At 67.5% G+C, this 25,635-nt stretch carries 24 protein-coding genes and 1 pseudogene; 12 read left to right on the top strand and 13 right to left on the bottom strand.

Going from position 1 to position 25,635, the window contains the following annotated elements:
* Position 1 precedes the first annotated feature (1 nt).
* The 6 genes and pseudogenes from OXS27_RS06505 to ugpC form a co-directional block, all read right to left on the bottom strand.
* Positions 2–958, bottom strand: coding sequence for a D-2-hydroxyacid dehydrogenase family protein (locus OXS27_RS06505; protein WP_267355104.1), 957 nt, complete (start codon positions 956–958; stop codon positions 2–4).
* Positions 959–1,003: 45 nt separating this feature from the next.
* Positions 1,004–2,628 (bottom strand): annotated as a pseudogene (locus OXS27_RS06510) (dihydroxyacetone kinase subunit DhaK).
* A 295-nt stretch (positions 2,629–2,923) separates the two neighbouring features.
* Entirely contained in the window at positions 2,924–3,769 is an 846-nt protein-coding gene (locus tag OXS27_RS06515; RefSeq protein ID WP_243920162.1) for a carbohydrate ABC transporter permease, read from the bottom strand.
* 89 nt (positions 3,770–3,858) lie between these two features.
* Positions 3,859–4,815, bottom strand: a complete 957-nt coding sequence (locus OXS27_RS06520; RefSeq protein WP_267355106.1) for a sugar ABC transporter permease — start codon at positions 4,813–4,815, stop codon at positions 3,859–3,861.
* 23 nt (positions 4,816–4,838) lie between these two features.
* The gene (locus tag OXS27_RS06525) at positions 4,839–6,149 is read right to left on the bottom strand and encodes an ABC transporter substrate-binding protein (protein ID WP_267355108.1); all 1,311 of its coding nucleotides are present in this window, start codon (positions 6,147–6,149) and stop codon (positions 4,839–4,841) included.
* A gap of 74 nt (positions 6,150–6,223) precedes the next feature.
* Positions 6,224–7,285 carry a sn-glycerol-3-phosphate ABC transporter ATP-binding protein UgpC gene (gene ugpC, locus OXS27_RS06530; RefSeq protein WP_243920032.1) on the bottom strand — a complete coding sequence of 354 codons (1,062 nt, stop codon included), beginning with the start codon at positions 7,283–7,285 and terminating at the stop codon, positions 6,224–6,226.
* Positions 7,286–7,542: 257 nt separating this feature from the next.
* Here ugpC and OXS27_RS06535 point away from each other — a divergent pair, with 257 nt between their 5' ends.
* The 3 genes from OXS27_RS06535 to OXS27_RS06545 are packed head-to-tail and all read left to right on the top strand — an operon-like array spanning position 7,543 to position 10,446.
* Positions 7,543–8,736, top strand: a complete 1,194-nt coding sequence (locus tag OXS27_RS06535) for a fumarylacetoacetate hydrolase family protein (RefSeq protein ID WP_243920033.1) — start codon at positions 7,543–7,545, stop codon at positions 8,734–8,736.
* Positions 8,737–8,783: 47 nt separating this feature from the next.
* A complete protein-coding gene (locus OXS27_RS06540; RefSeq protein ID WP_267355111.1) occupies positions 8,784–10,151 on the top strand; it encodes an FAD-binding oxidoreductase in 1,368 nt (455 codons plus the stop codon).
* 10 nt (positions 10,152–10,161) lie between these two features.
* Positions 10,162–10,446 carry a DUF167 family protein gene (locus tag OXS27_RS06545; protein WP_267355113.1) on the top strand — a complete coding sequence of 95 codons (285 nt, stop codon included), beginning with the start codon at positions 10,162–10,164 and terminating at the stop codon, positions 10,444–10,446.
* A 126-nt stretch (positions 10,447–10,572) separates the two neighbouring features.
* On the opposite strand, the gene OXS27_RS06550 is transcribed toward OXS27_RS06545, so the two are convergent.
* The 4 genes from OXS27_RS06550 to OXS27_RS06565 all read right to left on the bottom strand — a co-directional run bounded on the left by OXS27_RS06550 (position 10,573) and on the right by OXS27_RS06565 (position 13,142).
* The gene (locus OXS27_RS06550; RefSeq protein WP_267355114.1) at positions 10,573–10,986 is read right to left on the bottom strand and encodes a type II toxin-antitoxin system VapC family toxin; all 414 of its coding nucleotides are present in this window, start codon (positions 10,984–10,986) and stop codon (positions 10,573–10,575) included.
* Positions 10,983–11,144 (bottom strand): hypothetical protein, encoded by a 162-nt coding sequence (locus OXS27_RS06555; RefSeq protein ID WP_267355116.1) that lies wholly within the window; start codon positions 11,142–11,144, stop codon positions 10,983–10,985. Before OXS27_RS06555 ends, OXS27_RS06550 begins: the two co-directional genes overlap by 4 nt.
* A 142-nt stretch (positions 11,145–11,286) precedes the next feature.
* Positions 11,287–12,216, bottom strand: a complete 930-nt coding sequence (locus OXS27_RS06560; RefSeq protein ID WP_267355118.1) for a 3-keto-5-aminohexanoate cleavage protein — start codon at positions 12,214–12,216, stop codon at positions 11,287–11,289.
* Between the two features lie 2 nt (positions 12,217–12,218).
* On the bottom strand, positions 12,219–13,142 hold the full coding sequence (locus tag OXS27_RS06565) for a 3-hydroxyacyl-CoA dehydrogenase (RefSeq protein ID WP_267355120.1): 924 nt from the start codon (positions 13,140–13,142) through the stop codon (positions 12,219–12,221).
* 95 nt (positions 13,143–13,237) lie between these two features.
* Between OXS27_RS06565 and OXS27_RS06570 the strand changes: the two genes are divergently transcribed.
* From OXS27_RS06570 to OXS27_RS06585, 4 genes are all read left to right on the top strand, one after another.
* A complete protein-coding gene (locus OXS27_RS06570) occupies positions 13,238–13,951 on the top strand; it encodes a GntR family transcriptional regulator (RefSeq protein WP_267355122.1) in 714 nt (237 codons plus the stop codon).
* A gap of 2 nt (positions 13,952–13,953) precedes the next feature.
* Positions 13,954–14,721, top strand: a complete 768-nt coding sequence (locus tag OXS27_RS06575) for an SDR family oxidoreductase (protein ID WP_267355124.1) — start codon at positions 13,954–13,956, stop codon at positions 14,719–14,721.
* 156 nt (positions 14,722–14,877) lie between these two features.
* Positions 14,878–17,829 carry an FAD-binding and (Fe-S)-binding domain-containing protein gene (locus tag OXS27_RS06580; protein ID WP_267355126.1) on the top strand — a complete coding sequence of 984 codons (2,952 nt, stop codon included), beginning with the start codon at positions 14,878–14,880 and terminating at the stop codon, positions 17,827–17,829.
* 59 nt (positions 17,830–17,888) lie between these two features.
* Positions 17,889–18,569 (top strand): GntR family transcriptional regulator, encoded by a 681-nt coding sequence (locus OXS27_RS06585; protein ID WP_267355128.1) that lies wholly within the window; start codon positions 17,889–17,891, stop codon positions 18,567–18,569.
* A 21-nt stretch (positions 18,570–18,590) separates the two neighbouring features.
* On the opposite strand, the gene OXS27_RS06590 is transcribed toward OXS27_RS06585, so the two are convergent.
* Positions 18,591–19,244 (bottom strand): GntR family transcriptional regulator, encoded by a 654-nt coding sequence (locus OXS27_RS06590; RefSeq protein ID WP_267355332.1) that lies wholly within the window; start codon positions 19,242–19,244, stop codon positions 18,591–18,593.
* Between the two features lie 363 nt (positions 19,245–19,607).
* Here OXS27_RS06590 and dctP point away from each other — a divergent pair, with 363 nt between their 5' ends.
* From dctP to OXS27_RS06615, 5 genes are all read left to right on the top strand, one after another.
* Positions 19,608–20,630: a TRAP transporter substrate-binding protein DctP gene (gene dctP / locus OXS27_RS06595; RefSeq protein WP_267355130.1), complete on the top strand. Its 1,023-nt coding sequence runs from the start codon at positions 19,608–19,610 to the stop codon at positions 20,628–20,630.
* Positions 20,627–21,298, top strand: coding sequence for a TRAP transporter small permease (locus OXS27_RS06600; RefSeq protein WP_267355132.1), 672 nt, complete (start codon positions 20,627–20,629; stop codon positions 21,296–21,298). Before dctP ends, OXS27_RS06600 begins: the two co-directional genes overlap by 4 nt.
* On the top strand, positions 21,295–22,647 hold the full coding sequence (locus OXS27_RS06605) for a TRAP transporter large permease (RefSeq protein WP_267355134.1): 1,353 nt from the start codon (positions 21,295–21,297) through the stop codon (positions 22,645–22,647). The genes OXS27_RS06600 and OXS27_RS06605 overlap by 4 nt, the downstream gene beginning before the upstream one ends.
* 58 nt (positions 22,648–22,705) lie before the next feature.
* Positions 22,706–22,969 carry a hypothetical protein gene (locus OXS27_RS06610; protein WP_243920055.1) on the top strand — a complete coding sequence of 88 codons (264 nt, stop codon included), beginning with the start codon at positions 22,706–22,708 and terminating at the stop codon, positions 22,967–22,969.
* A 124-nt stretch (positions 22,970–23,093) separates the two neighbouring features.
* Positions 23,094–23,561, top strand: a complete 468-nt coding sequence (locus OXS27_RS06615) for a YbaK/EbsC family protein (RefSeq protein ID WP_267355136.1) — start codon at positions 23,094–23,096, stop codon at positions 23,559–23,561.
* Between the two features lie 10 nt (positions 23,562–23,571).
* Here the strand turns inward: OXS27_RS06615 and OXS27_RS06620 are convergent, their stop codons facing one another.
* Together OXS27_RS06620 and OXS27_RS06625 are read right to left on the bottom strand one after the other, a co-directional pair.
* Positions 23,572–24,384, bottom strand: coding sequence for an enoyl-CoA hydratase/isomerase family protein (locus OXS27_RS06620; protein ID WP_267355138.1), 813 nt, complete (start codon positions 24,382–24,384; stop codon positions 23,572–23,574).
* A gap of 23 nt (positions 24,385–24,407) precedes the next feature.
* Positions 24,408–25,628 carry a CoA transferase gene (locus OXS27_RS06625; RefSeq protein WP_267355140.1) on the bottom strand — a complete coding sequence of 407 codons (1,221 nt, stop codon included), beginning with the start codon at positions 25,626–25,628 and terminating at the stop codon, positions 24,408–24,410.
* Between the last annotated feature and the right edge of the window lie 7 nt (positions 25,629–25,635).

The following is a 25,635-nucleotide window of genomic DNA, read 5'->3' on the forward strand; positions in this document are numbered from 1 at the left end:
TTCAGGTCAGAGTCCGGATCGGGGAGCCGGCGAGCCACGCCTCGATGTCGTCCACCGCCTGGGTGAAGTACGTCCGGTAATTGTCCCGCGTGACATAGCCGAGATGCGGCAGCGCCAGGACGTTCGGCAGCCGGCGGAATGGGTCGTCGGCGGGCAGCGGCTCGATCTCGAACACATCGAGGCCGGCGCCGGCGATCCAGCCCTCCTCCAGTGCCCGGCGCAAAGCTGCCTGATCGACGATCGGGGCCCGCGACGTGTTCACCAGATACGCGCTCTTTCGCATCCGGCGCAGTTCGACCTCACCGAGGAGGCCGCGCGTCCGCTCGCCCAGCACAAGGTGGATCGAGACGACATCGCTCGCCTCCAGCAGGGCTTCCTTCGAGGCCGCGCGCTCGACACCGGCCGCGGCTGCCCGGCCTTCGTCGAGGTTCGGGCTCCAGGCGATCACCCGCATGCCGAAGGCGCGCCCGATCGCGGCGACCCGCGTGCCGATCTTGCCAAGCCCGAGGAGGCCGAGCGTCGCCCCCGCGAGATCGGTCCCCAGGGTGCTCTGCCAGGGGCCACCGGTGCGCAGCGCTTGGTTCTCCTGCGGGATGTGTCGGGCAAGGCCCAGGATCAGCGCCCAGGTCAGTTCAGTGGGCGGCGTCGGGCTCGAATCCGTTCCGCAGACCGTGATGCCCCGCGCCTTGGCTGCTGCGACATCGATGGCGAGGTTGCGCAGACCGCTCGTGACCAGCAGTTCGAGCCGCGGCAGCCGTTCCAGCAAAGCAGCCGGGAACGGCGTGCGCTCCCGCATGATCACCAGGATCTCGACTTGATCGATCCGCGCGACCAAAGCCTCGCGATCCGGGATAGGCTCCGCGATCGCGGAGATGGCGACCCGGTCGGAGAGGCGCGTCCAGTCAGCCAGCGCCAGGGCCACCTGCTGGTAATCGTCGAGGATCAGGCAGGTCCGCATGGCGATGGCCTAGGCCGCGTCTGACCGTCGGTCAATCGCGGCGCGCTACACGCTGGCCAGCACCGCGAACGCCTCCGCGACGCCGGCGGCTCCGGGATCCTGCACCCCGGCGAGATCCCCCGCGGCGAGGTAGCTGGAGCGACCGGCCCCGGCTCGATCCATCCGGGCCGTGGCCTCGGCACCCGCGCGAGCCGCTTCGGCCGCCGCGCTGAGGTCTCCACCTCTCAAAGCTTCGACCGCGGGGATCAGCGCATCGAGGAGCGTGCGGTCGCCCGGCTTGGCGCCGCCATAGGCCTGCACCCGGGCCACACCTTGCGCCAAAGCACCCGGCCAAGCGGCACCGTCGGCGAATTCAGCAGCGGCCGCGGCGAAGAAGATCGAGCCGAGCACGCCGCTCGAACCGCCGACCGCCCGGCCGATCCGCTCGGCCAGGGCCCGGCACAGGGCGGCGGGATCGGCCTGCGGCAGTCCTTCGAGATCGGCCAGCGCGGCGCGCGCCGCGCCCGCGAAGGTCGTGCCGGCATCGCCGTCGCCGACCTTCGCGTCCAAGGCGTTGAGCTTCGCCTCGGCGGCGATCAGGGCCTGCGCGACCGCGGAAATCCGCGCGTTCGTGACCGGATCCAGCGACGGTGCGAAGGTTTCGCCGGCCAGCCCCTCCGGTATCGGGCGGAGGATCGGTGGGGCGATCCGCACCGCGCCGGGCCAAGCCGGCAGCGGCACCGGCGCGACCAGGGCGGCTTCGAGCGCATAATCCAGCGGCAGGACCGAGAGCGAAGCCCCGTGCATGTCGAGCGCCGTCATCAGCGGCGCGGGCCCGATCAGCAGGCGGACGCGCTTGCCGAGATCGGTAGCGAGTACCGCCCGGGTTAAGATCTGCATCTCCAGCGCGGAGGCCGAGCCGAGATTGTTCACGAGCAGCGCCAGCCGGTCGCCTGCCACAGTACCAGACAGGCGACCGGCCATCATGCGGGCAAGCGCGCCGGCCGGGGGCAACGCGATGCGTTCCACACCGGGCTCGCCATGGATGCCGAGACCGAGCTCGGCCTGCCCCTCCTCTAGACGCTCGCTGCGCGACGAGCCGGGGATCGTGCAGGTCGAGACCGCGATGCCGAGCGATTTGGCCGCCGCCGCTGCCCGGCGGGCGAGAGCCGCCACATCCTCCAGCGGAGCGCCCGCCTCGGCGGCGTGCCCCGCGATCTTGTGGACGAACAGGGTTCCGGCGACGCCGCGGGGCTGCTTGGCGTCCGGAAGGGCGATGTCGTCCGACACGATCACGGTCTCGACGCGATGGCCCAGGGCCCGCGCTCGCTCAGCAGCGAGTCCGAAGTTCAGCCGGTCGCCCGCATAGTTCTTGACGACGAGCAGACATCCGGTGGACCCCGTCACGGCAAGGATCCCGGCCAGCACCGCATCGACGCTCGGCGAGGCGAAGACATCACCGCACACGGCGGCGCTCAGCATCCCCGGCCCGACGAAGCCAGCATGGGCCGGCTCGTGACCGGAACCGCCGCCGGACACCACCGCAACCTTGCTGGAATCCAGCTCGGCGCGCAGCACGACGCGGATGCCGGGATCGCCGTCGAGCCGGGCGAGGCGTCCGCCGCTCGCGGCGAGAGACCGTCGAGGGCGTCGTTGACCACGGTGGCGCGGGCGTCAATGAAATGGGCCATGGCGTGACCTTCGGTGGTTCGGTCCGCGATTCTCTGTCGGCGGCAGCGCGTATTGTCTGCGCAATCCGGCCGTTGGGGCAACCGCCACGGGCGTTGCGAACGGAGCGCTCGGGCAGCGCCCGCCTCTGCAACCTGAAGCCTTATCCTGCCGTGACCGCATCGGCGGGCCTTGAAGGAGAGCTCCAGGGATCGTGCGGCGCGCCAGAGGGGTTCCTTCGAGGCCTTCGCGACGCTGCGGCACCTCAGTGTGAGGTTTGTGTTTCGGACGACCGGTAAAATCGAGTCCGATTTGGCCTCACTCCTTCACGGCCCCGGTAAGCGCCGAGACGTAATATTCCACAAAGAACGAGTACAAAATCACCAGCGGCAGCGAGCCGAGCAACGCGCCGGCCATCAGCGAGCCCCACTTATAGACGTCGCCGTCGACGAACTCGCTCACCACCGCAATCGGCACAGTCTTGTTCTGCGTCGAGGACAGGAAGGTCAGCGCGTAGATGAACTCGTTCCAGCAGAGCGTCAGGGAGAATATCCCGGCCGAGATCAGGCCCGGGAAGGCAAGCGGCAGGATGATCTTGGTGAGGATCTGCCAGCGGCTCGCACCGTCCATCAGGGCGCATTCCTCCAACTCGTAGGGAATGGTCTTGAAATAGCCCATCAGGAGCCACGTCGAGAACGGGATCAGAATCGTCGGATAGGCGAGAATCAGGGCGATCGGTGAGTCGAACAACCCGTAGGCCTGAATGATCGTGGCAAGCGGGATGAATAGGATCGAGGGCGGCACGAGGTAGGCGAGGAAGATCGCTGCCCCGACCCAGCCGGCGCCTCGATAGCGCACGCGCACGCAGGCATAGGCGGCGAGCACGCTCGCGAACAGCGACAGCGCGGTGGCGGCTACCGACACGTACATCGTGTTCCAGAGCCAGCGCGGATATTGTGTCTCGAACAGCAGCTTGTGGATATGCTTGAACGTTGGCTGCACCACCCAGAATGGGTTGTAGTGCTCCATGTCGATCAGCTGCTCGTCCGGTTTGATGGCAGTCAGCGCCATCCAGTAGAACGGGAACAACAGCACCACGAGGATGAGCGCGAGCGGCAGGTACGTGGTCACCAGCCTTCGTGGCAGACGCTCCAGATAGGCCATGCCCTCCGAATTGTCGGTGAGGCCGGCCGGCTGTGCGGCCAGTACCGGATTGAGATGCGGATCGGCATGGGCGGGCGGTGCGGGTGCGCTCAACGGTCGGACTCCCCGGCCTGCCAGGCGCGGCGCTGTAAGCCGAACCACGAGATTCCGATGGCGGCGAGCAGGAACGGCACCATGGCGGTGGCGATGGCGGCCCCCTCCCCCAGCGTCCCCGACAGGATGCCGCGCTGATACGACAGGGTCGCCATCAGGTGCGTGGCGTTGACTGGTCCGCCGCGGGTCATGGCCCAGATCAGCTGGAAGTCCGTAAAGGTGAACAACACCGAGAAGGTCATCACCACGGCGATGATCGGCGTCAGCAGCGGTAGAGTGATCCGCCAGAAGATCTGCCAGTTCGAGGCGCCGTCGAGCGTCGCGGCCTCGTAGAGCGAGGGCGAGACCGTCTGGAGCCCGGCGAGCAGCGTGATCGCGATGAACGGCACCCCGCGCCAGATGTTGGCGAAGATCACGCAGGCGCGCGCCATGGCGGGCTCGCCCAGGAAGTCGATGTTGCCATCGATCACCCCGAGATGGCGCAGCGACCACGAGATGATCGAGAATTGGCTGTCGAAGATCCACCAGAACGCGATGGCCGAGAGCACGGTCGGGACAACGAACGGAATCAGCACGATCGACCGGACGATCGCCTTGAACGGCATGTTCTTGTTGAGCAGCAGGGCGAGGTAGAGCCCCACCGCGAACTTCACTGCCGAGGCGACCGCCGTGTACAGGCAGGTGTTGAACACCGAGAGCCAGAACACGTCGTCGTCCCAGAGCCACGCGTAGTTCTCCAGGCCGATGAACACCCCGTCCCGGCCGATCCGCGTATTGGTGAAGGACAGCCAGATGCCCTTCAGCAGCGGATAGGCCAGGAACAGGCTGAGGATCAGCGCGGTGGGCAGCATGAACCAGAAGCCCGCCCAGCCGCGGCTCGCGCGCAAACGCTGCCAGCTTGAGCGGATCGGAACCGCGACCGGGGCGGGCTGCGTCAGGGCCGTATGCGCCATGCTGTCGCCTCTCGCGCCGAGGGTCAGGTGTTGCGGAAGATGCGCTGGGCGGCGCGCTCGGCGTTCTTGATCGCGCCCTTCACGTCCTCGCGGCCGGTGCAGTGGCTGGCGAACATGTCCACCACCACGAAGTCCGCGAGTACCGCTGCGATGCGCTCGCTCACCGGCGCGAGCCCGCCCGCCGCCAGGGAGCGCCGCCCGGCCTCGGCGAAGACCGCGTTCTTCGGATCGGCCGTCCAGATCGGATTCTTGGGATAGTTCGACAGTGGCTGGCACAGGTAGCTCTGTGCTTGCTCCAGCCACGGATTGTAGTTTGATGCCTCCATCATGAAGGCGATGAACGCCTTACAGGCATTGGGCGCCTTCGAATACTTGAACGCCAGGATCGGGAATGCGAGCTGGAACTCGGTCGGCTTGCCGACCGGGCCGATCGGCCAGACCGCGTGGTCCATGTCCTCGGCGAGCTTCGGGTTGTCCTTCTTGGCCGCGGCGTAGATCGAGATGCCGTTGTTGGTGAGATACAGGTCGCCGGCCAGGAACGCCTTGTTGTTTGAACTGTCGTTCCACGAGACGGTGCCGGGCACAAAGGTCTCGTAAAGCGATTTGACGTATTCGAGCGCCTTGGCGGTCTCCGGCGAATTGATGACGATCTTCTCGTTGGCGTCGACCAGGTTTCCGCCATGGGACCAGAGCGCCCAGTGGCACCACGTGTTGCCGTCGCCGGTGGCGTGGCCGAGCGCGAAGCCGGCAGGCGTATTGTTCTTCTTCAGACCGCGGCAGAGTTCGAGGAAGCCGGCGGTGTCGGTGGGAAATTTGTCGAACCCCGCCTTCTTCATCGCCGAGATGCGGTAGTTCGGGTATCCACCGTTGAACGCCACGGGGATCGCGATCCACTTGCCCTTGACCTTGCCGTAGGCCTCCGCGGACGGAAACCACGGGCCATACTTCTTAGCGAGGGAGTCGGCGACATCCTCCAGGGGCAGGCACTTGTCCGGGAAGAGCGCCGGGAACGAGAACAGACCCCAGACCATGTCGGGCCCCTGTCCCGTATTGGCCGCCACGGAAGCCTTGGGCTGAATGTCGTCGTAGGATTCGTTGCTGACTGTGATCTTGACGCCGGTCGCCTGCGTGAAGGCATCGACCATCTTGAGGAAGGCCTCGTCCTCGCTCGGGATGAAGCGCTTCCAGCGCAGGAGCGACAGGCTGGCCCCCGGCTCGGGCTTCCACTCGGAACTCTGCGCCCAGGCCTTGGCGAAGCCGAGGAGGTCGCCGCCGGCGGCGAGGCCGGCTGCGGCAGCGCCGGCAAGGAGGGAGCGGCGATCGAGACCTTGCATAGGTGGCTTCTCCCTGGGTGTGTTGCTTAGGCGGACCGGTTTGCCGTCCCGCCGTCTGAGAGCTCGACAGCCGTTCAGGTCGGCAGACGACGTCCGGTCTCGGCGTCGAACAGGTGCACGCGGTTCGGGCGCAGGAAGACGGTCTCACCCGGCCGTTCGGTCACGCGTTCGCGCAGGACGCAGGTGAGATCCTGGCCGACCGCACGCACGGCCAGCATGGTCTCCGAGCCGGTGGGCTCCACGACCACCACCTCTGCGGCGATCCCGTCCGGGGTGAGATCGAAATGCTCGGGCCGGATCCCGAGGACGAGGGGCTTCCCCTCGACCCCGGCCGGTACATCGGTCAGCGGAATGGTCAGGCCGGTATCGGTGACGAAGGTCAGACTGCCGTTCGCCCGGATCTTGCCGGACAGGAAATTCATCGCCGGCGACCCTATGAAACCGGCGACGAACAAGTTGTCGGGCCGGTCGTAGAGGTCGAGCGGCGGTCCGATCTGCTCCACGACGCCATCGTGCATCACCACGATCCGGTCGGCCATCGTCATGGCCTCGATCTGGTCGTGGGTGACGTAGATCGTCGTCGTCTTAAGGCGCTGATGCAGTTCCTTGATCTCGGTGCGCATGGCGACGCGCAGCTTCGCGTCGAGGTTCGAGAGCGGCTCGTCGAACAGGAACACCTGCGGATCACGCACGATCGCCCGTCCCATGGCGACGCGCTGGCGCTGGCCGCCGGAGAGCTGTCGCGGATAGCGATCGAGGAGGTGTGTGAGGCCGAGGATCTGCGCGGCCCGATTGACCCGCAGGTCGATCTCGGACGTGGCTGCCTTCCGGATCCGCATCGAGAACGCCATGTTCTCGCGCACCGTGAGATGCGGATAGAGCGCGTAGTTCTGGAACACCATCGCGATGTCCCGCTCCTTGGGCGGTACATCGTTTACCACCCGCTCGCCGATGCGGATCTCGCCGCCGGAGATGTTCTCCAGCCCGGCGATCATCCGCAGAAGCGTTGATTTTCCGCAGCCCGACGGGCCGACCAGGATGACAAATTCACCATCCCGGATGTCGACCGAGACACCGTGAAGGATGTTCGTCGATCCGAAAGCCTTGCGTACCTCGCGGATTCCCACCGAGGCCATGCTTCCTCCCGTTCTAGGCCGCTCTGTCGGCAGCTCTGTGAATACAGTACACGGGAGCGTGAGCGGGAAAGCAAGGCGTCACCTTCATCATCCTGCAGAATATCCCGGTTCTGTCATTCGTCCTCGAACGGGTGGGTTACGGGGCGGTCGGGGTGAAACGGCGCGCAAGCCACAGCCCGCGTTCAGGATGCTAAGGCTGCGCCGCCCCAGCCCGGAAGCAGGCTGCGGGACCAGCCATCTGGGGAAAGGGGAGCACCATGCCGCTATCGGGTCTGAATGCGCATGCGATCCTACCCGTCGACGGATGCCGCGGTTCGCTCGTGGGTCGGGTCTGGCGACCGGACGCGCAGGGTCCGAGCGTCGTGGCGATCCGCGCCGGTGCGTCTGGCGAGGCGCGGGTGATCGATGTCACGCCTCGCCTGCCGACGGTGAGCGACCTGTGCGAGCAGGCCGATCCCGCCGCCGCCCTTCGGGACGCCCAGGGTGAGGATCTCGGCAGCCTCGATACGATCCTCGCGAACACGCCGCCGGAGTCCCGCGATCCGAACCGGCCGTGGCTTCTTGCTCCGGTCGATCTCCAGGCCCTGAAGGCCGCGGGCGTCACCTTCGCGACCTCCATGCTGGAGCGGGTCATCGAGGAGCGCGCCCGGGGCGACCTCGCGGCCGCGGCGGCGATCCGTGCCGAGGTCGAGCGCCTCGTGGGCCAGGACCTGCGGCGGCTCAAGCCCGGTTCGGCCGAGGCGATGGCGCTCAAGGCCGTGCTGGTCGCGCAGGGCGCCTGGAGCCAGTATCTCGAAGTCGGCATCGGCCCGGATGCCGAGATCTTCACCAAGGCGCAGCCGCTCTCGGCAGTGGGCTGCGGCGCGGATGCGGGTCTCCACCCGGACTCGCACTGGAACAACCCGGAGCCCGAGGTGGCGCTCGCGGTCGCGTCGGATCAGCGGATCGTCGGCGCGACGCTCGCCAACGACGTCAATCTGCGCGATTTCGAGGGCCGTTCGGCGCTGCTCCTCGGCAAGGCCAAGGACAACAACGCCTCCTGCGCCATCGGGCCGTTCCTGCGCCTGTTCGACGAGACCTTCGATCTCGACACGATCCGGCGCACCACCGTGACATTGGAGGTAACCGGCGCGGAGGGGTTTCGCATGGAGGGCACCTCGCCGCTGGCCGAAATCAGCCGCGACCCGGACGAGTTGGTCGCAGCCCTGATGGGGCACACGCACAACTACCCGGACGGTGCCTTACTGTTGCTCGGCACGATGTTCGCGCCGATCCAAGATCGGCACGGGCCCGGCCTCGGCTTCACCCATGTCGAGGGCGACCGGGTCGTTGTGGCGAGCCCGGAACTCGGTAGCCTCGTCAACCGCATGCGCCGGTGCGACGCCTGCGAGCCTTGGACCTTCGGGGCTCGCGCTCTGATGCGCAACCTCGCGGCGCGCGGCTTTCTATGACACAGCCTCCGGCTCCAGCAGCGACATTGCCCGCCGAGACCCTGCCGATGAAGAACGCCGCCCTCCTCGACCGCCTCGCCGCGATCGTCGGACCGTCCGGCCTCGTCACCGGTGATGAGCTGCGCCAGCGCTCGGCCAACTGGACGCGACCGACCGAACCCTGCGCGGCCTTCGCGCTGGTCCGACCGCGCAACACTGCCGAGACCAGCACCGTGATGGCGGCCTGCCACGAAGCAGGCGTCGCGATGGTGCCCCGCGGCGGCGCAACCGGGCTCGTGGACGGGACGCTGTGCGCGCCCGACGAGATTACGCTCTCAACCGAGCGGATGACGCAGATCGAGCCAGTGGATCCACTTGGCATGACCGTCGTAGTCGGCACCGGCGCTACCCTCGAAAGCGTGCAGAACGCATCGACCGAGAGCGGCCTGTTCTTCCCCCTCGATCTCGGCGCCCGGGGCTCGGCCACGGTCGGCGGCGCGATCTCCACAAATGCCGGCGGCCTGCGTGTGCTGCGCTACGGCATGATGCGCGAGATGGTCCTCGGGCTCGAAGCGGTGCTGGCCGACGGCACGGTGGTGTCGTCGATGCGCCCGCTGATCAAGAACAACACCGGGCTCGACCTGAAGCAGCTCTTCATCGGCACCGAGGGCACGCTCGGCATCGTCACGCGGGCGGTGCTGCGGCTGCGCCCGGAGCCGGCCGGTTACGCGACCGCGCTGATCGCCTGTCCCGGCGTCGATGACGGCGCCAGGGTCCTGCGCGCGGCGCAGAGCGCGTTCCAGGGTCGCGTCTCGTCCTTCGAAGGCCTGTGGCCGGATTTCTACCGGGTGATGACAGCTCCCGGCCGAGCCACCCCGCCGCTCAGCCACGATTACCCGTTCTACGCGATCATTGAGGTCGAGTGCGTCCCGGAGGAATCCGACCGGTTCCTTGGCCTGCTGGAGCGCCTGATGGGCGAGGGCACGATCCTCGATGCCGCAATCGCCTCCTCTGAAGAGCAGAGGCGCGGGATGTGGCGGATCCGCGACCGGGTGGAGCATCTGAACGCCGACGGGATCGATCGCGCCTTCGACGTCAGCGTGCCATTGGCAAAGATGGACGGCTACGTGCGCGGTGCGCTCGAACGGCTCGCCGCGATCCCGGCATGCCGGGCGGTGGTCTACGGCCATATCGGCGACAACAACCTGCACTGGAACACGAGTCTTCTGGACACCGCCGGCAACGCGGCGATCGACGCGGCGATCTACGAGCCGCTGGCCGGGCTGAATGGCTCGGTTTCGGCGGAACACGGGATCGGGCTTGAAAAGCGGGGCAAGCTGATGCTGTCACGCTCGCCTGAAGAGATCGCCGCCATGCGCCTCGTGAAGCGAGCGCTCGATCCGGACAACCGGCTGAACCCTGGCAAGATCTTCTGAGACCCGCGCGATGACGGTTCGGCTGGCGGTGCGGCTGACACCTCGCGGCAGGCGGGACGCCACCGAGGGATGGGGCCGGGACGAGAAGGGCCAGCCCTACCTGAAAGCCCGCGTCGCCGCCCCACCGGTGGAGGGCGCCGCCAACGCGGCGCTGGAAGAGTTGATCGCCAAGGCTCTCAAGGTGAGCCTGGGCTCGGTGCGGATCGCGGCTGGCGACCAGAGTCGGTTGAAGATTTTGGAGATCGACGGGATCGCACAGGCGGATCTGGAACGGGTGTTCGGTCACGTCGATTGAACGGACCGCTCCAAGACAGCGGCGGTGTCGCCGTAAGCCCGCCGTCTATCCGAGGCGGCACTCGCCAAACCAGAGTTTCCTGCCTTCATCTGCACTTTCAAGGCGTTAGCCGCGTTCCAACGCCGATCACGCGGTGAGCCAGTTTTCGACGCGCAGACCCGGGACGCGACGGAACTCGTCAAGACTCGCACTGACTAAAGTCAAGCCGAGTGCCCGGCATTGAGCGGCGATCATGAGGTCGTTCGGGCCGATCGGCGTCCCTGCACGTTCGAGAAGGGCTCGGATTTCGCCATAGTGGCGATCGGCCGGCGTGCCGAAAGGCAGGATGGTGATCGCCGCGAGTACGACTTCGGCGCGTTCCGCCAACCGCTTGGAGTTCTTCCGTGCCACCCCATACCGAATCTCGGCCGCAACGACGATGCTCGTCGCGACCTCGGCGTCACGCTCTGCAAGAGCGGACGCGACGCGCCCTTCCCGGCCGTACCTGATCAAATCGGACAGGATGTTGGTGTCGAGCAGAAAACCCGCGTCGTCGCTCAAAGAACGACATCCTCGATATCGAGTTCCGGAATCTCATCCAGCGCATCCTCGGGATCGAGGGGTTCCAACGTGCGCACGAGTTCGCAAAATCGCGGTCTAGGACGGATCAAAAGGCTGCCGTCCGCCTGCCGCGCAATCGTCACCTCATCGCCGGGCAATTCGAATCCTTCGGAATCCGAATGGCCTGGCTCCGGTTGTTCCGGAAGACCCTCGCGACGCGCTCCATGGCCACCCCCGTCGGCATATGCCAAACCATATGCATGCGCCGTGATCGTGACAAGCCAGTGGGCCGCGCCACCCTCAGAACGCGACCTTGTCGCCCCCCTTCAGCGCCAGCATCTCGCGCGCCTCATCGGGCGAGGCCACCGCCAGCCCCAGCCCCTCGATGATCGACCGAACGCGCCGGACCTGCGCGGCATTGGTCTCGGCGAGCTTGCCCGGCCCGTCCCAGAGGCTGTCCTCCAGACCGACACGGACGTTCCCGCCCATCGCGGCCGCCATGGCGGCGATGTTCATCTGGTTGCGGCCCGCCCCGAGCACCGACCACTGGTATTGATCGCCGAACAGCCGGTCGGCGGTTCGCTTCATGTGCATCACGTCGTCCGGATGCGCGCCGATGCCGCCCTGAAGCCCGAACACCGTCTGGATGAACAACGGCGCCTGCACGAGGCCGCGATCGAAAAAGTATTTCAGATTGTAGAGGTGAGCGGTGTCATAGCACTCGAACTCGAACTTCGTGCCGTTCGGTCCGCAGGTCGTCAGAATGTGCTCGATCTGGCCGAAGGTATTCCGGAAGATGATATCCTTGTTGCCGAGGTAATCCCGCTCCCACTGGTGTTTGAGGTCCTTGAACCGGTCGAGCATGCCGAACAGCCCGAAATTCATCGAACCGAGGTTCAGGGAGGCGACCTCGGGCTTGTAGGTCGCGGCCGGGCGGACCCGCTCCTCGATCGACATGGTCGGCGCGCCGCCGGTGGTGATGTTCACCACGCAGGAGGAGCGCTGCTTGATCACGGGCAGGAACTTGGCAAACGCCTCGGGAGACTGGTCCGGCTGGCCGGTCTCCGGGTTGCGGGCGTGCAAGTGGACGATGGCGGCGCCCGCCTCGGCGGCTCCAATGGCGGCGTCCGCGATCTCTTCGGGCGTCACGGGCAGGTACGGCGACATGCTGGGTGTGTGGATCGCGCCAGTCACCGCGCAGGTGATGATGACTTTCCGCTGTGCGGCCATGCTCAATCCTCCTGTGAAGCTTTGTGCGCCCGGAGCGCCGCCAGCTGCGCGTCGCGGCGACGCATGCGGGCTGGCAGATCGGGTTCGTGCGGCCATTGCGCCAGGATCGCGTCGGTCGCCGGCGCCGCGTAGACCGAGGGTGGCGCCGGATCGGCGGCGAGGCGTTGATAGAAGCCCGTGTAGCGCGCGCAGTAATCGGCGATGCCGCCCGGAGCGTTGAGCGCGATCGTCTCGAACGGCCCCATGAAGCTCCAGCGCAAGCCAAGCCCGTCCGCGACGGTCCGGTCGAGATCCTGCGGGCTCACATAGCCCTCCGCGGCGAGGCGGAACGCCTCCGCCAGCAGCGCGCCTTGCAGCCGGTTCAGGATGAAGCCCTCGATCTCCTTGAGAACGGTAATCGGCACCTGTCCGATCTGCTCGTAGACAGCCCTGGCACGGGCCAACGCCTCCGGGGCCGTCCACGGCGCGCCGCTGATCTCTACCACTGGAATCAGGTGGGGCGGGTTGACCGGATGGCCGATCAGGCAGCGCGCCCGGCCCGGCAGGTCCTCGGTGAACAGGGAGCACCGGATCGCCGACGAGGACGAGGCCAGGATGGCGTCTTCAGGCGCATGCTCGTCGAGTTCGGCGAAGAGGGACTGCTTGGCGATCAGCGTCTCCGGACCATTCTCCTGCACGAAGCTGACGCCGTCGAGGCACGAAGCGAGGGTCGCGAAGGCCCGGATCCGGTGTCCGGCCACCTCCGGCTCGGCGCAAAGCCCATTGCCGGCTAGGACATGCAACCCATCGGCACAGACCGGGATCGCTGCCTCGGCGACGCCAGGGGCGGTGTCGAACAATCGTACATCCCAGCCGGCACGGGCGAAGATCATGGCCCAGGCCCGGCCGATCAGGCCGACCCCCACGATCGCGACGCTGCCGGTCATGACAGCCCTCCCGGGATACGCTCGGACGCAGCATGCGTCGACGCTGTGATCACAGATCACTAGCGGGACCGATCCGGTTCCGTCTAGTCTGGGCCATGAAATCCGTGGCGGCCCTGGCCGACCTTCCGCAACTGGACCGACGAACCCTGACCGACACCGCCTACGCAGCGTTGTCGGACCTCTTGGCCTCGGGGCGGCTGGCCCCGGGCGACCGGCTCTCCCTGCGCCGAAGCGCGGCTGCCTTCGGTGTCTCGGTGATGCCGGTACGAGAAGCCGTGAGCCGCCTCGTCGCAGAGGGTGTGCTGGAGGTTGCCCCGTCGCGGATCATCCGCGTGCCGATCCTAAGCGCGGACGCGTTCCGGGCCCTCGCCGAGACGCGCATCGCCGTCGAGGGCATTGCGGCCGCGCGGGCCGCGGAGTGTCGGACAGAGTCTGAACTCGACGCAATCCGCATTGCCGAGGCGGCGTTTCGGGCAGAAGCGGAGTGCCGTGAGCCCGATCGGGTCAAGGCCGTTCAACTCAACCGCGACCTGCACTTCGCGATCTACGGCGCCTGCCGGTTGGCTCCTCTCAAAGAGATCATCGGACGCCTGTGGCTGAAGGCTGGCCCAGTCATCAACTTGGATCTGCGCGCCTGCCCCGAGCGGCTGCATCAGGGTTTCGCGCTCCGGCGGCACGCCGAAGCCCTCGCGGCGATCGAGGCGCGTGACGGCTCGGCTGCCTCCGCTTCCGTCGCAGCCGACATCCGCGACGCGGCCGATTTCATCCTGTCCCGGGGCACTCTGCGGGCGGAACGCGGGGAGGACTGATCATGGAACTCGGATTGGCAGGCCTGCGCGTCCTCGTCACGGCGGGCGCCGCAGGAATCGGGCGGGCAATCGTGGATGCCTTCCAGGAGGAAGGCGCCCGGGTCTTCGCATGCGACATCGATCCGGAGGCCCTGGACGCCCTGCCGGCCAATGTCGGGCGCAGCCGCACCGACGTCGCCGACCGGGCCGCCGTGGCGGCGCTGATGGACGCCGCGATCGATCATCTCGGCGGGCTCGACGTGCTCGTGAACAATGCCGGCATCGCCGGACCGACGGGCCGGGTCGACGAGATCGCCCCCGAGGCCTGGGATCAGTGCCTGACCGTCTGCCTGACCAGCCAGTTCAACTGTGCGCGCCTCGCCGTGCCGTACCTGCGCCAGAGCGCCAACGCCTCGATCGTCAACCTGTCCTCGGCGGCCGGCAAGTTCGGCTTCGCCCTGCGCAGCCCCTACGCGGCGGCGAAATGGGGCGTCATCGGCTTTACCAAATCGCTTGCCATCGAGCTCGGTGGCGATGGCATCCGGGTCAACGCGATCCTGCCCGGGCTGGTCGCTGGTGACCGCCAGCGCCGGGTGCTGGAAGCCAAGGCCCAGCAACAGGGTACGAGCTTCGCCGAGATGGAGGCGCGCGCCTTCTCGTTCGTGTCGGTCAAGGAGTACGTCACTGCCCGCCAACTCGCCGATCAGATCCTGCTGCTCTGCTCGGAGCGCGGACGAACGATATCCGGCCAAGCCATCTCGATCGATGGGGACACGCGGATGCTGTCCTGAAATCAGATCTCGATAGTGTAAAGCCTCCGGACGAGAACGCCGCCGGAGACCGTACCGCGCCGGAAGCGCGCAGGTTGCCCGGGGCGACTTCCGAATGGCTGAATTTTGAATACAATCCCGGCAAGGTGGCTCCGAGTCACCGGGGAGGATGCGGACGTGACGGGAACGAAGGCGCAGATCGCGACAGCGCCGCGCGCGGCGGCGCGCCGGGATGCCGGGCTGGCGCGCAGGCTGGCCGAGCAACTGCAGGGCGAGGCACGCTTCGATGCCTTCACGCGCGGCCGGTACAGCACCGACGCCTCGATCTACCAGATCATGCCGTCTGGCGTGGTGCTGCCGCGTTCCGCCGCCGACATCGCCGCGACGTTGCGGATCGCCGCCGAGCATGGTGCGCCGGTGATCCTTCGCGGCGCTGGCACCTCGCAGAACGGGCAGCCGATCGGGTCCGGCCTGGTGATCGACTGCTCGCGCCACTTCAACGGCGTACTGGCCTACGATCCGGAGGCCGGCACCATCACGGTCGAGCCCGGCATGGTGCTGGAGCGGATGAATGCCCGGGTGAAGGCCGACGGCTGGTTCTTCCCCGTGGAGCCGTCCACGGCGACCCGCTGCACCATCGGCGGCATGGCGGGCAACAATTCCTGTGGCGCCCGCTCCCTGCGCTACGGCAAGATGAGCGACAACGTCCTCTCCCTCGACGCGCTGTTGCATGACGGTGAGGCCTTCACGTTCGGCCTGACCGGCAACACGGTATCGGGCGTGACCGGTTCAGCCCGCGCCGAAGCTCTCGCCGAACAGGTGCGCACCCTGGCGGACGAGCACCGGGACGAGATCGCGCTCCGCTACCCGAAGGTGCAGAGGCGCGTTGGCGGATACAACCTCGACGCGCTGATCGAGCCGCGGCCGAACCTCGCGCACCTGCTGGTCGGCTCTGAAGGCACGCTTGCCGCCACCACGGCGGTGACGCTGAAGCTGTCGCGCCTGCCGACTCATCGCGTCATGGGCGTCTGCCATTTTCCGTCGTTCCGGGCCGCGATGGAGACGACGCGGCATATCGTGGCCCTCGATCCGGTGGCGGTTGAGCTGGTGGACAACAACGTCCTCGTGCTCGGCGCCGACATCCCGCTGTTCCGCACCACCCTGGCCGACATCACCCGCGGCAAGCCGAACTGCCTGCTGCTCACGGAATTCGCCGGGGACGACCTCGCCGCCCTGAAGCGCGATCTGAAGCGCCTCGAAGCCTGCATGGCCGATCACGGCTATCCGGATGCGGTGGTGGAGATCGTGGAGCCGGCCCGGCAGAAATCCGTCTGGGAGGTGCGCGAAGCCTGCCTCAACATCATGATGTCGATGAAGGGCGACGCCAAACCGGTCTCATTCATCGAGGATTGCGCGGTGCCGCTGGAGCACCTCGCCGATTACACCGACGCAGTGACCGAGGTGTTCACCAAGCACGGCACCCGCGGGACTTGGTATGCCCACGCCTCGGTCGGCTGCCTGCATGTGCGCCCGATCCTCGACATGAAGCTGGGGGGCGACGTCGCGAAGATGCGCGCGATCGCGGAGGAGACCGCCGAGCTGGTGCGCCGGTACAAGGGCTCCTACTCCGGCGAGCACGGCGACGGTATCTCCCGCTCCGAGTTCATCGCGCCCCTCTTCGGTGACACGTTGGCGAAGTGCTTCGAAGTCGTGAAGGACGCCTTCGATCCGGACAACCGGCTCAACGCCGGCAAGATCGTTCGCCCGCTCGCGATGGATGACCGGTCGCTGTTCCGGTTCAAGCCCGACTACACGGTGACGCAGCCGATCGAGACGGCCCTCGACTGGTCGGACTGGGGCGGCTTCGGCGCAGCCGTGGAGATGTGCAACAACAACGGCACCTGCCGGAAGCTTGTTGGCGGGGCCATGTGCCCGTCCTACCGGGCGACCCGCGACGAGCAGCACCTGACACGAGGCCGGGCCAATTCGCTGCGGCTCGCCATGTCGGGGCAGCTGGGCCAGGACGCGTTCACCAGCCCGGAGATGAAGCGGACCCTCGATCTCTGCGTCTCCTGCAAGGCCTGCCGGCGGGAATGCCCGACCGGCGTCGACATGGCCAAGATGAAGATCGAGTTCCTGCACCATTATCACGCCCGGCACGGGCTGCCGCTGCGCGAGCGTCTGATCGCCCTGATGCCGCTCTATGCCGGGGCGGCGGCCCGGCTGGCGCCGCTCCTCAACCTGCGCGACCGGCACCCGGGGCTGGCGCGGCTCTCCGAGACGTTCGCCGGGCTTTCGGCGAAGCGTTCCCTGCCGCGCTGGCGTCGGCCTTGGCGCGAACAGGGTGAGGCCGCCCATCCGGACGACATCACGGGCGATGCCCGCGATATCATCCTGTTCGGCGACACCTTCAACCGCGCCTTCGAACGCGAGAATCTGGAAGCGGCCGAGCGGGTGCTGCGGGCCGCCGGCTATCGCCTGCACCGGGTCTATCCGAGCCGCGGGCGGCGCCCCCTCTGCTGCGGCCGGACCTGGCTCGCCTCGGGCCAGACCGACCGGGCGCGTCAGGAGGCGCGGCGGACCCTCGACGCGCTCCTGCCCTTCGTCCGGGCCGGCGCCCGGGTGGTCGGCTTGGAGCCGTCCTGCCTGTTGACCTTCCGCGACGAGTTCGCATCCCTCCTCCCGGGCGCGGACACCGCCCTGCTGGCGAAGCAATCGATGCTGTTCGAGGAGCTGCTGGCCGCCGATCTCGCGACGGGGCGGATCGAACTGCCGCTGGTGGATCAACGCGGTCGCGTGGCCCATCTGCACGGGCATTGCCACCAGAAGTCCTTCGGCCTGATGGGCTCGGTGGAGACGGTGCTGCGGTCGGTCCCGGGGCTCGACCTTCGGGTGATCGAGTCGAGCTGCTGCGGTATGGCCGGGGCCTTCGGCTACAGGCCGGAATCGATCGAGACCTCCTTCGCGATGGCCGAGCTATCCCTGTTCCCGGCGCTCCGGGCTGCGGGCCCCGACGATCTCGTGGTCGCCGACGGGACGAGCTGCCGCCATCAGATTCACGACGGCCTCGGCATACACGCGGAACATGTGGCTCGCGTGCTCGATCGGGCTCTCGTGCCTCGACACTGAATTGCCGGACACATAGACAGGGAAGACAGGCAAGCGGCCCTGCCATGCGTCGGGGGACCATGAACAAGATCGAGTCCGGTATCGGCATCCACCGCCGTTATCTTCATGATGAGGTGGCCGACCGGATTCGCGAATTGATCCGATCCGGCGACATGGAGCCGAAGGCGCGGATCAATGAGGGTGAGCTGACGGAGCGCTTCGGCATCTCGCGGACTCCGCTGCGCGAGGCGATCAAGATCCTGGCGACCGAGGGTCTCTTGGAGCTCCTGCCGAACCGGGGTGCGCGCGTCGCCAGCATCTCGGATGCCGAGCTCGAGGAGATGATGGAAGTGATCGCGGGTCTCGAGGCCACTGCCGGCGACCTCGCGTGCCGCACGATCGGTGACGCGGAAATCGACGCCATCGTCACGGACCACGACGCGATGGTGGCGGCCTGGAAGGCGGGCGACGAGGCCGGCTACTTCAGCCACAATCGGCGCATCCACGAGGCCATCATGGCGGCCAGCCGGAATACGGTTCTGGCGAACATCTACGAGAGCCTGTCGGGTCGGATACAGCGCTCGCGCTACTCCGCCCATCAGACGCCGGACCAGTGGGCCCGTGCGATCTCCGAACACGAGCGCATGATCACGTTCCTGCGCGCCCGCGACGGCGCGTCGCTCGCCGTTCTCATGCGTGAGCACATCCGTGGCAAGAAATCGGTGATCGCCGCGAATTACGGGGCTGCCGAGGCGGTCTGAAGCACCATCCTGCGGCTGCGCTCAGGCGGCATTCTGCGCCCGCAAGCCGGCGACGAGATCGGTGAAACGGTCACCCTGCACGATGACATGGCCGCGCAGCGCGTCGGCCGCCTGCGCCGCATCGCCGGCCAGGATGGCTGCTACGATCGCCTCGTGCTCGGCGAGCGACTGCGGCACACGCTGGCGAACGCGCAACTGCAGCCGCCGATACGGCGCCAGCCGGCGATGCAGCGTAAGCGCCTGATCGGCCAGGAAGTCGTTGTGGCTGGCCCGGTACACGACGGAGTGGAAGACGTAGTTCTCGGCGTAGTAGGCTTCGGCATCCTCGGCCACCATGGCGGCGCGGCAGCCCGCGAGCGCCGCCTGCAGGGCAGCGGCATCCGCGGGCACGAGCCGCCGGGCCGCGAGTCGCCCGCAGGCCGCCTCGATCTCCGCCATGGTTTCGAACATTGCCAGAAGCAGGTGCGGCTCCGGCGCGCTGACGATCGCGCCCCGCCGGGGTTTCGTCTGGATCAGACCGGTGGCAGCCAGTTGCAGCAATGCCTCCCGGATCGGCGTCCGCGAAACGCCGAATCGGAGCGCGAGCTGGTTCTCGTCGAGCCGCGATCCGAGGGCGAGTTCGCCGGCGACGATCTCGTCCTCGATCCGCTGCTTCAGACGCTGCGCGTGGCTCATCCCCCGATCCCCTTTTTGCGACCGCCTCTTCAGCGCCCCTGCTCTTCCCGTCACCCGAAACGACCACACGGCGGCGCTCAAACGAGGTCGTCGATGCGGACTCCGCAACACTGACGCAGAACGTTGGCGGCGGAACGGATTGAAACGCCGTTCTCCCACGTCAGTGCTTGGTCTTGTCGCGGACCGTACGGTCGACCGATCGAAGCGCGTTTCCGAGCGGCAAATGCCTGGTTTGTACCGAAGCGCATTATGCTTCCGCATTGACAAAATATACAAGCCGGTCATTCATGCATACATAGCGACGGTGCAAATAATGCACCGCACAACAAGTCAGCCGCGTTGTTTGCGGTGCGGGAGAGCAAAATGACGCCAACTCGTCGCTCGTTGATCGCTGCAACACTTGCAGCCCCTGCCCTGCTCAGGTTCAGCGTCGGGTCCGCGCAAGCCGCCACGACCTTGAAGCTGTCCCACCAGTTTCCCGGCGGAACGATCGACGAAGGCGATTTCCGCGACCGGATGTGCCGGAAGTTCGCCAAGACCGTGGCCGAACGCTCCAAGGGCGCGCTGGAGGTCCAGGTCTATCCGGGCTCCTCGCTGATGAAGACGAACGCCCAGTTCGGCGCGATGCGCAAAGGCGCGCTCGATATGTCGCTCTACCCGAGCCCCTACGCGGGCGGCGAGGTGCCCGAGATGAATATCGGGCTGATGCCGGCGCTGGTGACGTCCTACGCACAGGCGGTCGCCTGGAAGAACGCGCCGGTCGGCCGCAAGCTGACCGAGATTCTGGACACCAAGGGTATCATCCTCGTCTCCTGGGTCTGGCAGGCGGGCGGCGTCGCCAGCCGCGAGCGGCCCCTCGTCAGCCCGGCGGACGCCAAGGGCATGAAGGTCCGCGGCGGGTCGCGCGAGATGGACATGATGATGAAGGAGGCGGGCGCCGCCACCCTGTCCATTCCCTCGAACGAATCCTACGCGGCGATGCAGACCGGGGCATGCGACGCGGTCATCACCTCATCCACCAGCCTCATCTCGTTCCGCCTGGAAGAGTTGGCCAAGGCTCTGACCTCGGGGCGGGAGCGGTCCTACTGGTTCATGCTCGAGCCGATCATGATGTCCAAGACCGTTTTCTCCGGCCTGCCGAAGGACCAGCAGGACCTGATCATGGCGGTGGGCGGCGAGCTCGAGGCCTTCGGGCAGGCGGGCGCCAAGGAAGACGACACCCGTGTCGAGGAGATTTTCGGCAAGGCCGGCGCGAAGGTCTTGCAGCTCGACGAGAAGTCGCTCGGGCAGTGGCGTGACCTCGCCCGCGGCACCGCCTGGAAGGACTATGCCGGCAAGAACGCGAACTGCGCGGAGCTGCTCAAGCTCGCGGAGCAGGTCGCGTGAGCCACGGCTTCGACGCCGCGACAGCTCCCCCCGAGGCCCGGGGCGACGAGCCACGGCTGCCCGGATTGCTGGGCAGCCTCGATCGGGCGATGCGTCTCCTGAACCGCGTGATCCTGGGGATCGGCGGTCTCTGCCTCGTCGCGGCCTGCCTCGTGCTGACCCACAGCGTCGTCGTCCGCTACCTGCTGAAGGAGCCGACCGAGTGGCAGGATGAGATGGCCGTGTTCCTGATCATCGGGGCCACCTTCCTGTCGGCTGCCGGCGTCCAGGCCAAGCGCGGCCACGTAGCGATCGAGGCGCTCACTGGCCTGTTGTCGCCGACCGCTAACCGGGTCCGGCTGCTGTTGGCGGACGTCGTCAGCTTGGCCTTCTGCCTCTTCTTCGCGTGGAAGAGCTGGTCCCTCGATCACGAGGCCTGGACCGACGGTCAGGTCTCGCAATCGACCTGGGGGCCGCCGCTCTGGATTCCCTACACGCTGATGGCGGTCGGCATGAGCCTGCTGTGCCTGCAATTCGCCCTGCAGATCGCCGAGGCGCTGGTCTACGGCCCCCGCGCGGCCGGCTGGGCGAAGCCGAAGATCGGCCTCGGCGCCGATCTCAATACGACGACCGCGCCCGAGGGGCCGGATCCGATGGGCCGGACGGTTCCCGCCAAGGGTCAACGATGAGCATCGCCGCGATCGGCTTCCTGTACGCGGGCGCCACTCTCGGAGCGATGCTCTCCGGCATCCCCATCGCGTTCGCGCTGGGCTTCGTGGCTCTGGCCTTCATGGTGGCGTTCATGCCGGCCGCCTCCCTCGATACGGTGGCGCAGAACGTCTACGAGGAGATGGCCTCCATCACCCTGCTGTCGATCCCGCTCTTCATCCTGAAGGGTGCGGCGATCGGACGGTCCAAGGCGGGCCAGGACCTCTACTCGGCGATGCATGCCTGGATGCACCGCATTCCCGGGGGCCTGGGCATCGCCAACGTCTTCGCCTGCGCGCTGTTCGCCGCCATGGCGGGTTCGAGCCCGGCGACCTGCTCGGCGATCGGCTCCGCCGGTATCCCGGAAATGCGCAAGCGCGGCTACTCGCCGGGCTTCGCGGCCGGGATCATCGCGGCCGGCGGCACGCTGGGCATCCTGCTGCCGCCCTCCATCACCATGATCCTGTACGCCGTGGCCGCCGAGCAATCGCTCGGGCGCCTGTTCCTCGCCGGGATCGGACCGGGGCTGCTGTTGGTCGGCCTGTTCGCTACGTGGTCGGTGATCCGGTTCCGCTCGGAATACGCGACCGCGAAGGCGGTCCTGGAGCGCGGCGGGCCGGCCTCGCCGATCCTGGCGGACGAGCAGTACAGCATGGCGCAGCGGTTCTCGACGCTGCCGCGGGTGCTGCCCTTCGTGGTCCTGCTCACCGGCGTGATGGTGGCGCTCTACGGCGGCTATTCCACGCCCTCGGAGACCGCGGGTCTCGGCGGCCTGATGGCGCTGGCGCTGATCGCAGCGATCTACGGCGTGTGGCGGTTCCGGGACGTCAGCCCGATCCTGACCGCGACTCTGCGCGAATCCACCATGCTGATGCTGATCATCGGCATGTCGCTGCTCTACGCCTACGTGATGAGCTACCTGCACATCTCGCAATCGGCGGCCGCCGCGATCGTGGCGATGCAGCTCTCGCCCTGGGTCCTGCTGGTGACAATCCTGGCGCTCGTGATCGTGCTGGGCTTCTTCCTGCCGCCGGTCTCGATCATCCTGATGACGGCGCCGATCATCCTGCCACCGCTGAAGGCCGCCGGCTTCGATCTGGTGTGGTTCGGCGTGGTGATGACTATCACCATGGAGATGGGCCTGATCCACCCGCCGGTGGGGCTCAACATCTTCGTCATCAAGAACATCGCGCCGGATATCCCGCTCACGGACATCATCTGGGGCACCCTGCCCTTCGTGCTGCTGATGGCGGTGGCGATCCTGATCCTGTGCCTCGTGCCGGGCATTGCGATGTGGCTGCCGGACCTGCTGCTCGCCACGACGCGCTAGGCGGTCACGTCCGGCGACGCCAGTCGCGTCGCCGGCCGCGCCGCGCTATCACCACGGGATGACCGACCTCCGGACCATCCAGATGCTGCACGCGGCCAACGTCATCGCCGAGGACGAGATCGACGCGAGCGTCGAGGCGTTCTTGCAGGGCGTGGTGGCGGAACCCTACCGGTTCCGGAGCGGCCACCGGCTGAACCTCATCAAGGCAGTGCGCAGCCACCCCGGGGCGCAGGAATTCGTCGGGCGGGCGAATGTCGGCACGTCGCTGAAGCGCCCCTTCGTCCGGGCGGCGATCCTGCAGGCACGACCGCTGAAGGATTGAGCCGGCGTTCGGCCTCCCCATAGCGGCTTGGCAGCGACTCACTTAAGCGCTGGATACGATCATGCCTGCTCGCGATCAGGCTCGGCTGATCACGGGCGCGACTGCACCTGCATGAGAGACACCGATGAGCCTCGACTCCGTCCGGGCGTTCTTCGCTGAGAAGGCGCCCGATATCGCCGTTCTCGAACTGGGGACTCGCACCGCGACTGTCGCGGAGGCCGCAGCCGCCCATGGCGTCGCCCCGACACAGATCGCCAAGACGCTGTCGATCCGGGTCGGCGATCAGGTCATCCTGGTCGTGACCCGCGGCGATGCCCGGCTCGACAACAAGAAGGCCAAGGCGGTGTTCGGCGGCAAGGTCCGGATGCTGGATCTGTCCGAGGTCGAGGCGGCCACCGGCCACCCGGTCGGCGGGGTCTGCCCGTTCGGGCTGAGCGCGCCGTTGCCAATCTATTGCGACGTGACGCTCCAAGCCTTCGAAGAGGTCGTCCCGGCCGCCGGGAGCACGCACAGCGCCGTGCGGATCGCACCATGCCGGATGGCCGAGCTGACCGGAGCGACCTGGGCCGATGTCTGCCAGGAACCGGGCTGAGCGCGTTAGCTTAGCGCCCGGTCCAGTCCGGCGTGCGCTTGCCGAGGAACGCTTCCATGCCCTCTCGAAAGTCCCGGCTCATGTAGCACATGAGGATCAGGTCATCGCCCGGATGCGCCTCGCCCTCGGCGGTGGCCTCCTCCTCGGCGAGGCGGCGCAGCCCTTCCTTGGTGGCCTGCATGGTCAGGGGCGCGTGACCGGCCAGAAGCTGAGCCAGAGCATCGACCCGCTCGGTCAGGGCGGCGCGATCCTCCACGACCTCGCCAACGAGCCCGATCGCCAAGGCCTCTTCGGCCCCGACGAGGCGCGCGGTGAAGATGATGTCCTTGACCCGGGCCGGCCCGATCAACCCCGAGAGGCGCTTGAGATTGCCCTGGCTGAGACAATTGCCGAGGGTCCGGGCGATCGGGAAGCCGAAGCGGGCGTCGCGCGTGGCGATGCGCAGGTCGCAGGCCGCCGCGATCGCGGCCCCGCCGCCCGTGCAGGCGCCCGCGATGGCCGCGATGGTCGGCACCCGCAGGCGCTCCAGCGACCCGAGAACCCGGTCCATGAAGCGCTCGTAGCCCAGCGCATCCTCGGCGGTCTTGAAGTCGCGGAACTGCGCGATGTCCGTTCCGGCCGCGAACGCCTTCTCGCCGGCGCCCGTGATGATCAGCGCCTTCACGGCCGGGTTCGCGACAATCGCCTCGCAGCAGGTGATCAGGCCCTGGTACATCGCGAAGGTCAGCGCATTGCGGGCCTGCGGCCGGTTGAGCACGATCCGGGCGATTCCGGCCTCATCGGTCGTGAACAGCAGTTCGTCGGTGGCGGGCGTGGCACTCATCGGAAGGCTCTCCGGGCGTCGGGTCAGGCGACGGTCTCGCGGACCACGCCCCGCGTGATCAGGCTGTCGATCTCGTCGGCCGTATAGCCGGCCTCGGCCAGGATCGCCCGGGAATGCTCGCCGAGCAACGGGGCCGGCCCGTGGACGCGGCCGGGCGTATCCGAGAATTTGACGGGAAGGCCCAGCGTTTTCATAGGACCGACCCACGGGTGATCGACCTCAACCACCATCTCACGCGCCCGCGTCTGCGGATCGCGATGCATCGCGTTGACGTCGAGGACCGGGCCAGCCGGGACGCCGTCAGCTTCGAGCCGTGTGAGCCACTCTGCGGACGAATGGGCCTGGAAGATCGGAGCCAGCGTCGCGGCGAGTTCCTGGCGGTTGGCCATCCGGTCGCGGTTGAGGGCAAAACGCGGATCCTCGGCCAACGCGTCGGCGCCGATTGCCTTCAGAAGACGCAGCCAGTTGGTCTGGTTGGCCGCCCCGATGGTGATCCAGCCATCGGCCGTCTCGAACGCCTCGTAGGGCGCGTTCAGCGGATGGGCCGAGCCCATCGGGCCGGGCGCGACCCCCGTCGCCATAGCGATGGCCGATTGCCAGTAGGTGTGGGTGATGCCGGCCTCGAACAGCGAGGTGTCGACCGCCTGGCCCCGGCCCGTCCGCAGCCGATTGGAATAGGCCGCCAGCACGCCCATCGCGGCGAGGATGCCGGCGGTGATGTCGGTCACCGGCGGCCCGCACTTCATCGGCGGCCGGCCGGGCCCCTCCCCGGTCACCGACATGAGCCCGCTCATGCCCTGGGCCACGAGGTCGAACCCGGCGCGGTCGGCATAGGGGCCGGTACGGCCGAAGCCGGAGAGCGAGCAGTAGACCAGCTCCGGAAACTCCTCCCGCAGGGTCGCGTAGCCGATGCCGAGGCGCTCCATCGTGCCGCCGCGGTAGTTCTCGATCAGCGCGTCCGCACCTTTAAGCAGGCGGCGCAGCACCGCGATGCCATCCGGGTCCTTCAGGTTGAGGCTGATCCCGCGCTTGCCGCGGTTCATCATCATGTAGGCGGCGCTCTCGCCCTCGAGGGCGGGCGGGACGGTGCGGCGGGTATCGTCGCCGTCCATCTTCTCGACCTTGATCACCTCCGCGCCCATGTCGGCGAGCATCAGCCCGCAGACCGGCCCGGCCATGATGTGCGCAAGTTCGATCACCCGCATCCCGGCGAGCGGGCCGAACCGTACGGTCTGTTCCGACATCGTGGGT

Source organism: Methylobacterium sp. GC_Met_3, assembly GCF_026540775.1.
Classification (GTDB): Bacteria; Pseudomonadota; Alphaproteobacteria; order Rhizobiales; family Beijerinckiaceae; genus Methylobacterium.

Bases quoted from the DNA above. Each gene is read 5' to 3' on its own strand.
- OXS27_RS06545 (WP_267355113.1), top strand. From the start codon at position 10,162: ATGACGGTTCGGCTGGCGGTGCGGCTGACACCTCGCGGCAGGCGGGAC.
- OXS27_RS06520 (WP_267355106.1), bottom strand. From the start codon at position 4,815: ATGGCGCATACGGCCCTGACGCAGCCCGCCCCGGTCGCGGTTCCGATC.
- OXS27_RS06535 (WP_243920033.1), top strand. From the start codon at position 7,543: ATGCCGCTATCGGGTCTGAATGCGCATGCGATCCTACCCGTCGACGGA.
- OXS27_RS06575 (WP_267355124.1), top strand. From the start codon at position 13,954: ATGGAACTCGGATTGGCAGGCCTGCGCGTCCTCGTCACGGCGGGCGCC.
- OXS27_RS06515 (WP_243920162.1), bottom strand. From the start codon at position 3,769: ATGGCCTATCTGGAGCGTCTGCCACGAAGGCTGGTGACCACGTACCTG.
- OXS27_RS06620 (WP_267355138.1), bottom strand. From the start codon at position 24,384: ATGAGTGCCACGCCCGCCACCGACGAACTGCTGTTCACGACCGATGAG.
- ugpC (WP_243920032.1), bottom strand. From the start codon at position 7,285: ATGGCCTCGGTGGGAATCCGCGAGGTACGCAAGGCTTTCGGATCGACG.
- OXS27_RS06540 (WP_267355111.1), top strand. From the start codon at position 8,784: ATGAAGAACGCCGCCCTCCTCGACCGCCTCGCCGCGATCGTCGGACCG.
- OXS27_RS06590 (WP_267355332.1), bottom strand. From the start codon at position 19,244: ATGAGCCACGCGCAGCGTCTGAAGCAGCGGATCGAGGACGAGATCGTC.
- dctP (WP_267355130.1), top strand. From the start codon at position 19,608: ATGACGCCAACTCGTCGCTCGTTGATCGCTGCAACACTTGCAGCCCCT.
- OXS27_RS06565 (WP_267355120.1), bottom strand. From the start codon at position 13,142: ATGACCGGCAGCGTCGCGATCGTGGGGGTCGGCCTGATCGGCCGGGCC.
- OXS27_RS06570 (WP_267355122.1), top strand. From the start codon at position 13,238: ATGAAATCCGTGGCGGCCCTGGCCGACCTTCCGCAACTGGACCGACGA.
- OXS27_RS06605 (WP_267355134.1), top strand. From the start codon at position 21,295: ATGAGCATCGCCGCGATCGGCTTCCTGTACGCGGGCGCCACTCTCGGA.
- OXS27_RS06625 (WP_267355140.1), bottom strand. From the start codon at position 25,628: ATGTCGGAACAGACCGTACGGTTCGGCCCGCTCGCCGGGATGCGGGTG.
- OXS27_RS06610 (WP_243920055.1), top strand. From the start codon at position 22,706: ATGACCGACCTCCGGACCATCCAGATGCTGCACGCGGCCAACGTCATC.
- OXS27_RS06525 (WP_267355108.1), bottom strand. From the start codon at position 6,149: ATGCAAGGTCTCGATCGCCGCTCCCTCCTTGCCGGCGCTGCCGCAGCC.
- OXS27_RS06560 (WP_267355118.1), bottom strand. From the start codon at position 12,216: ATGGCCGCACAGCGGAAAGTCATCATCACCTGCGCGGTGACTGGCGCG.
- OXS27_RS06505 (WP_267355104.1), bottom strand. From the start codon at position 958: ATGCGGACCTGCCTGATCCTCGACGATTACCAGCAGGTGGCCCTGGCG.
- OXS27_RS06615 (WP_267355136.1), top strand. From the start codon at position 23,094: ATGAGCCTCGACTCCGTCCGGGCGTTCTTCGCTGAGAAGGCGCCCGAT.
- OXS27_RS06585 (WP_267355128.1), top strand. From the start codon at position 17,889: ATGAACAAGATCGAGTCCGGTATCGGCATCCACCGCCGTTATCTTCAT.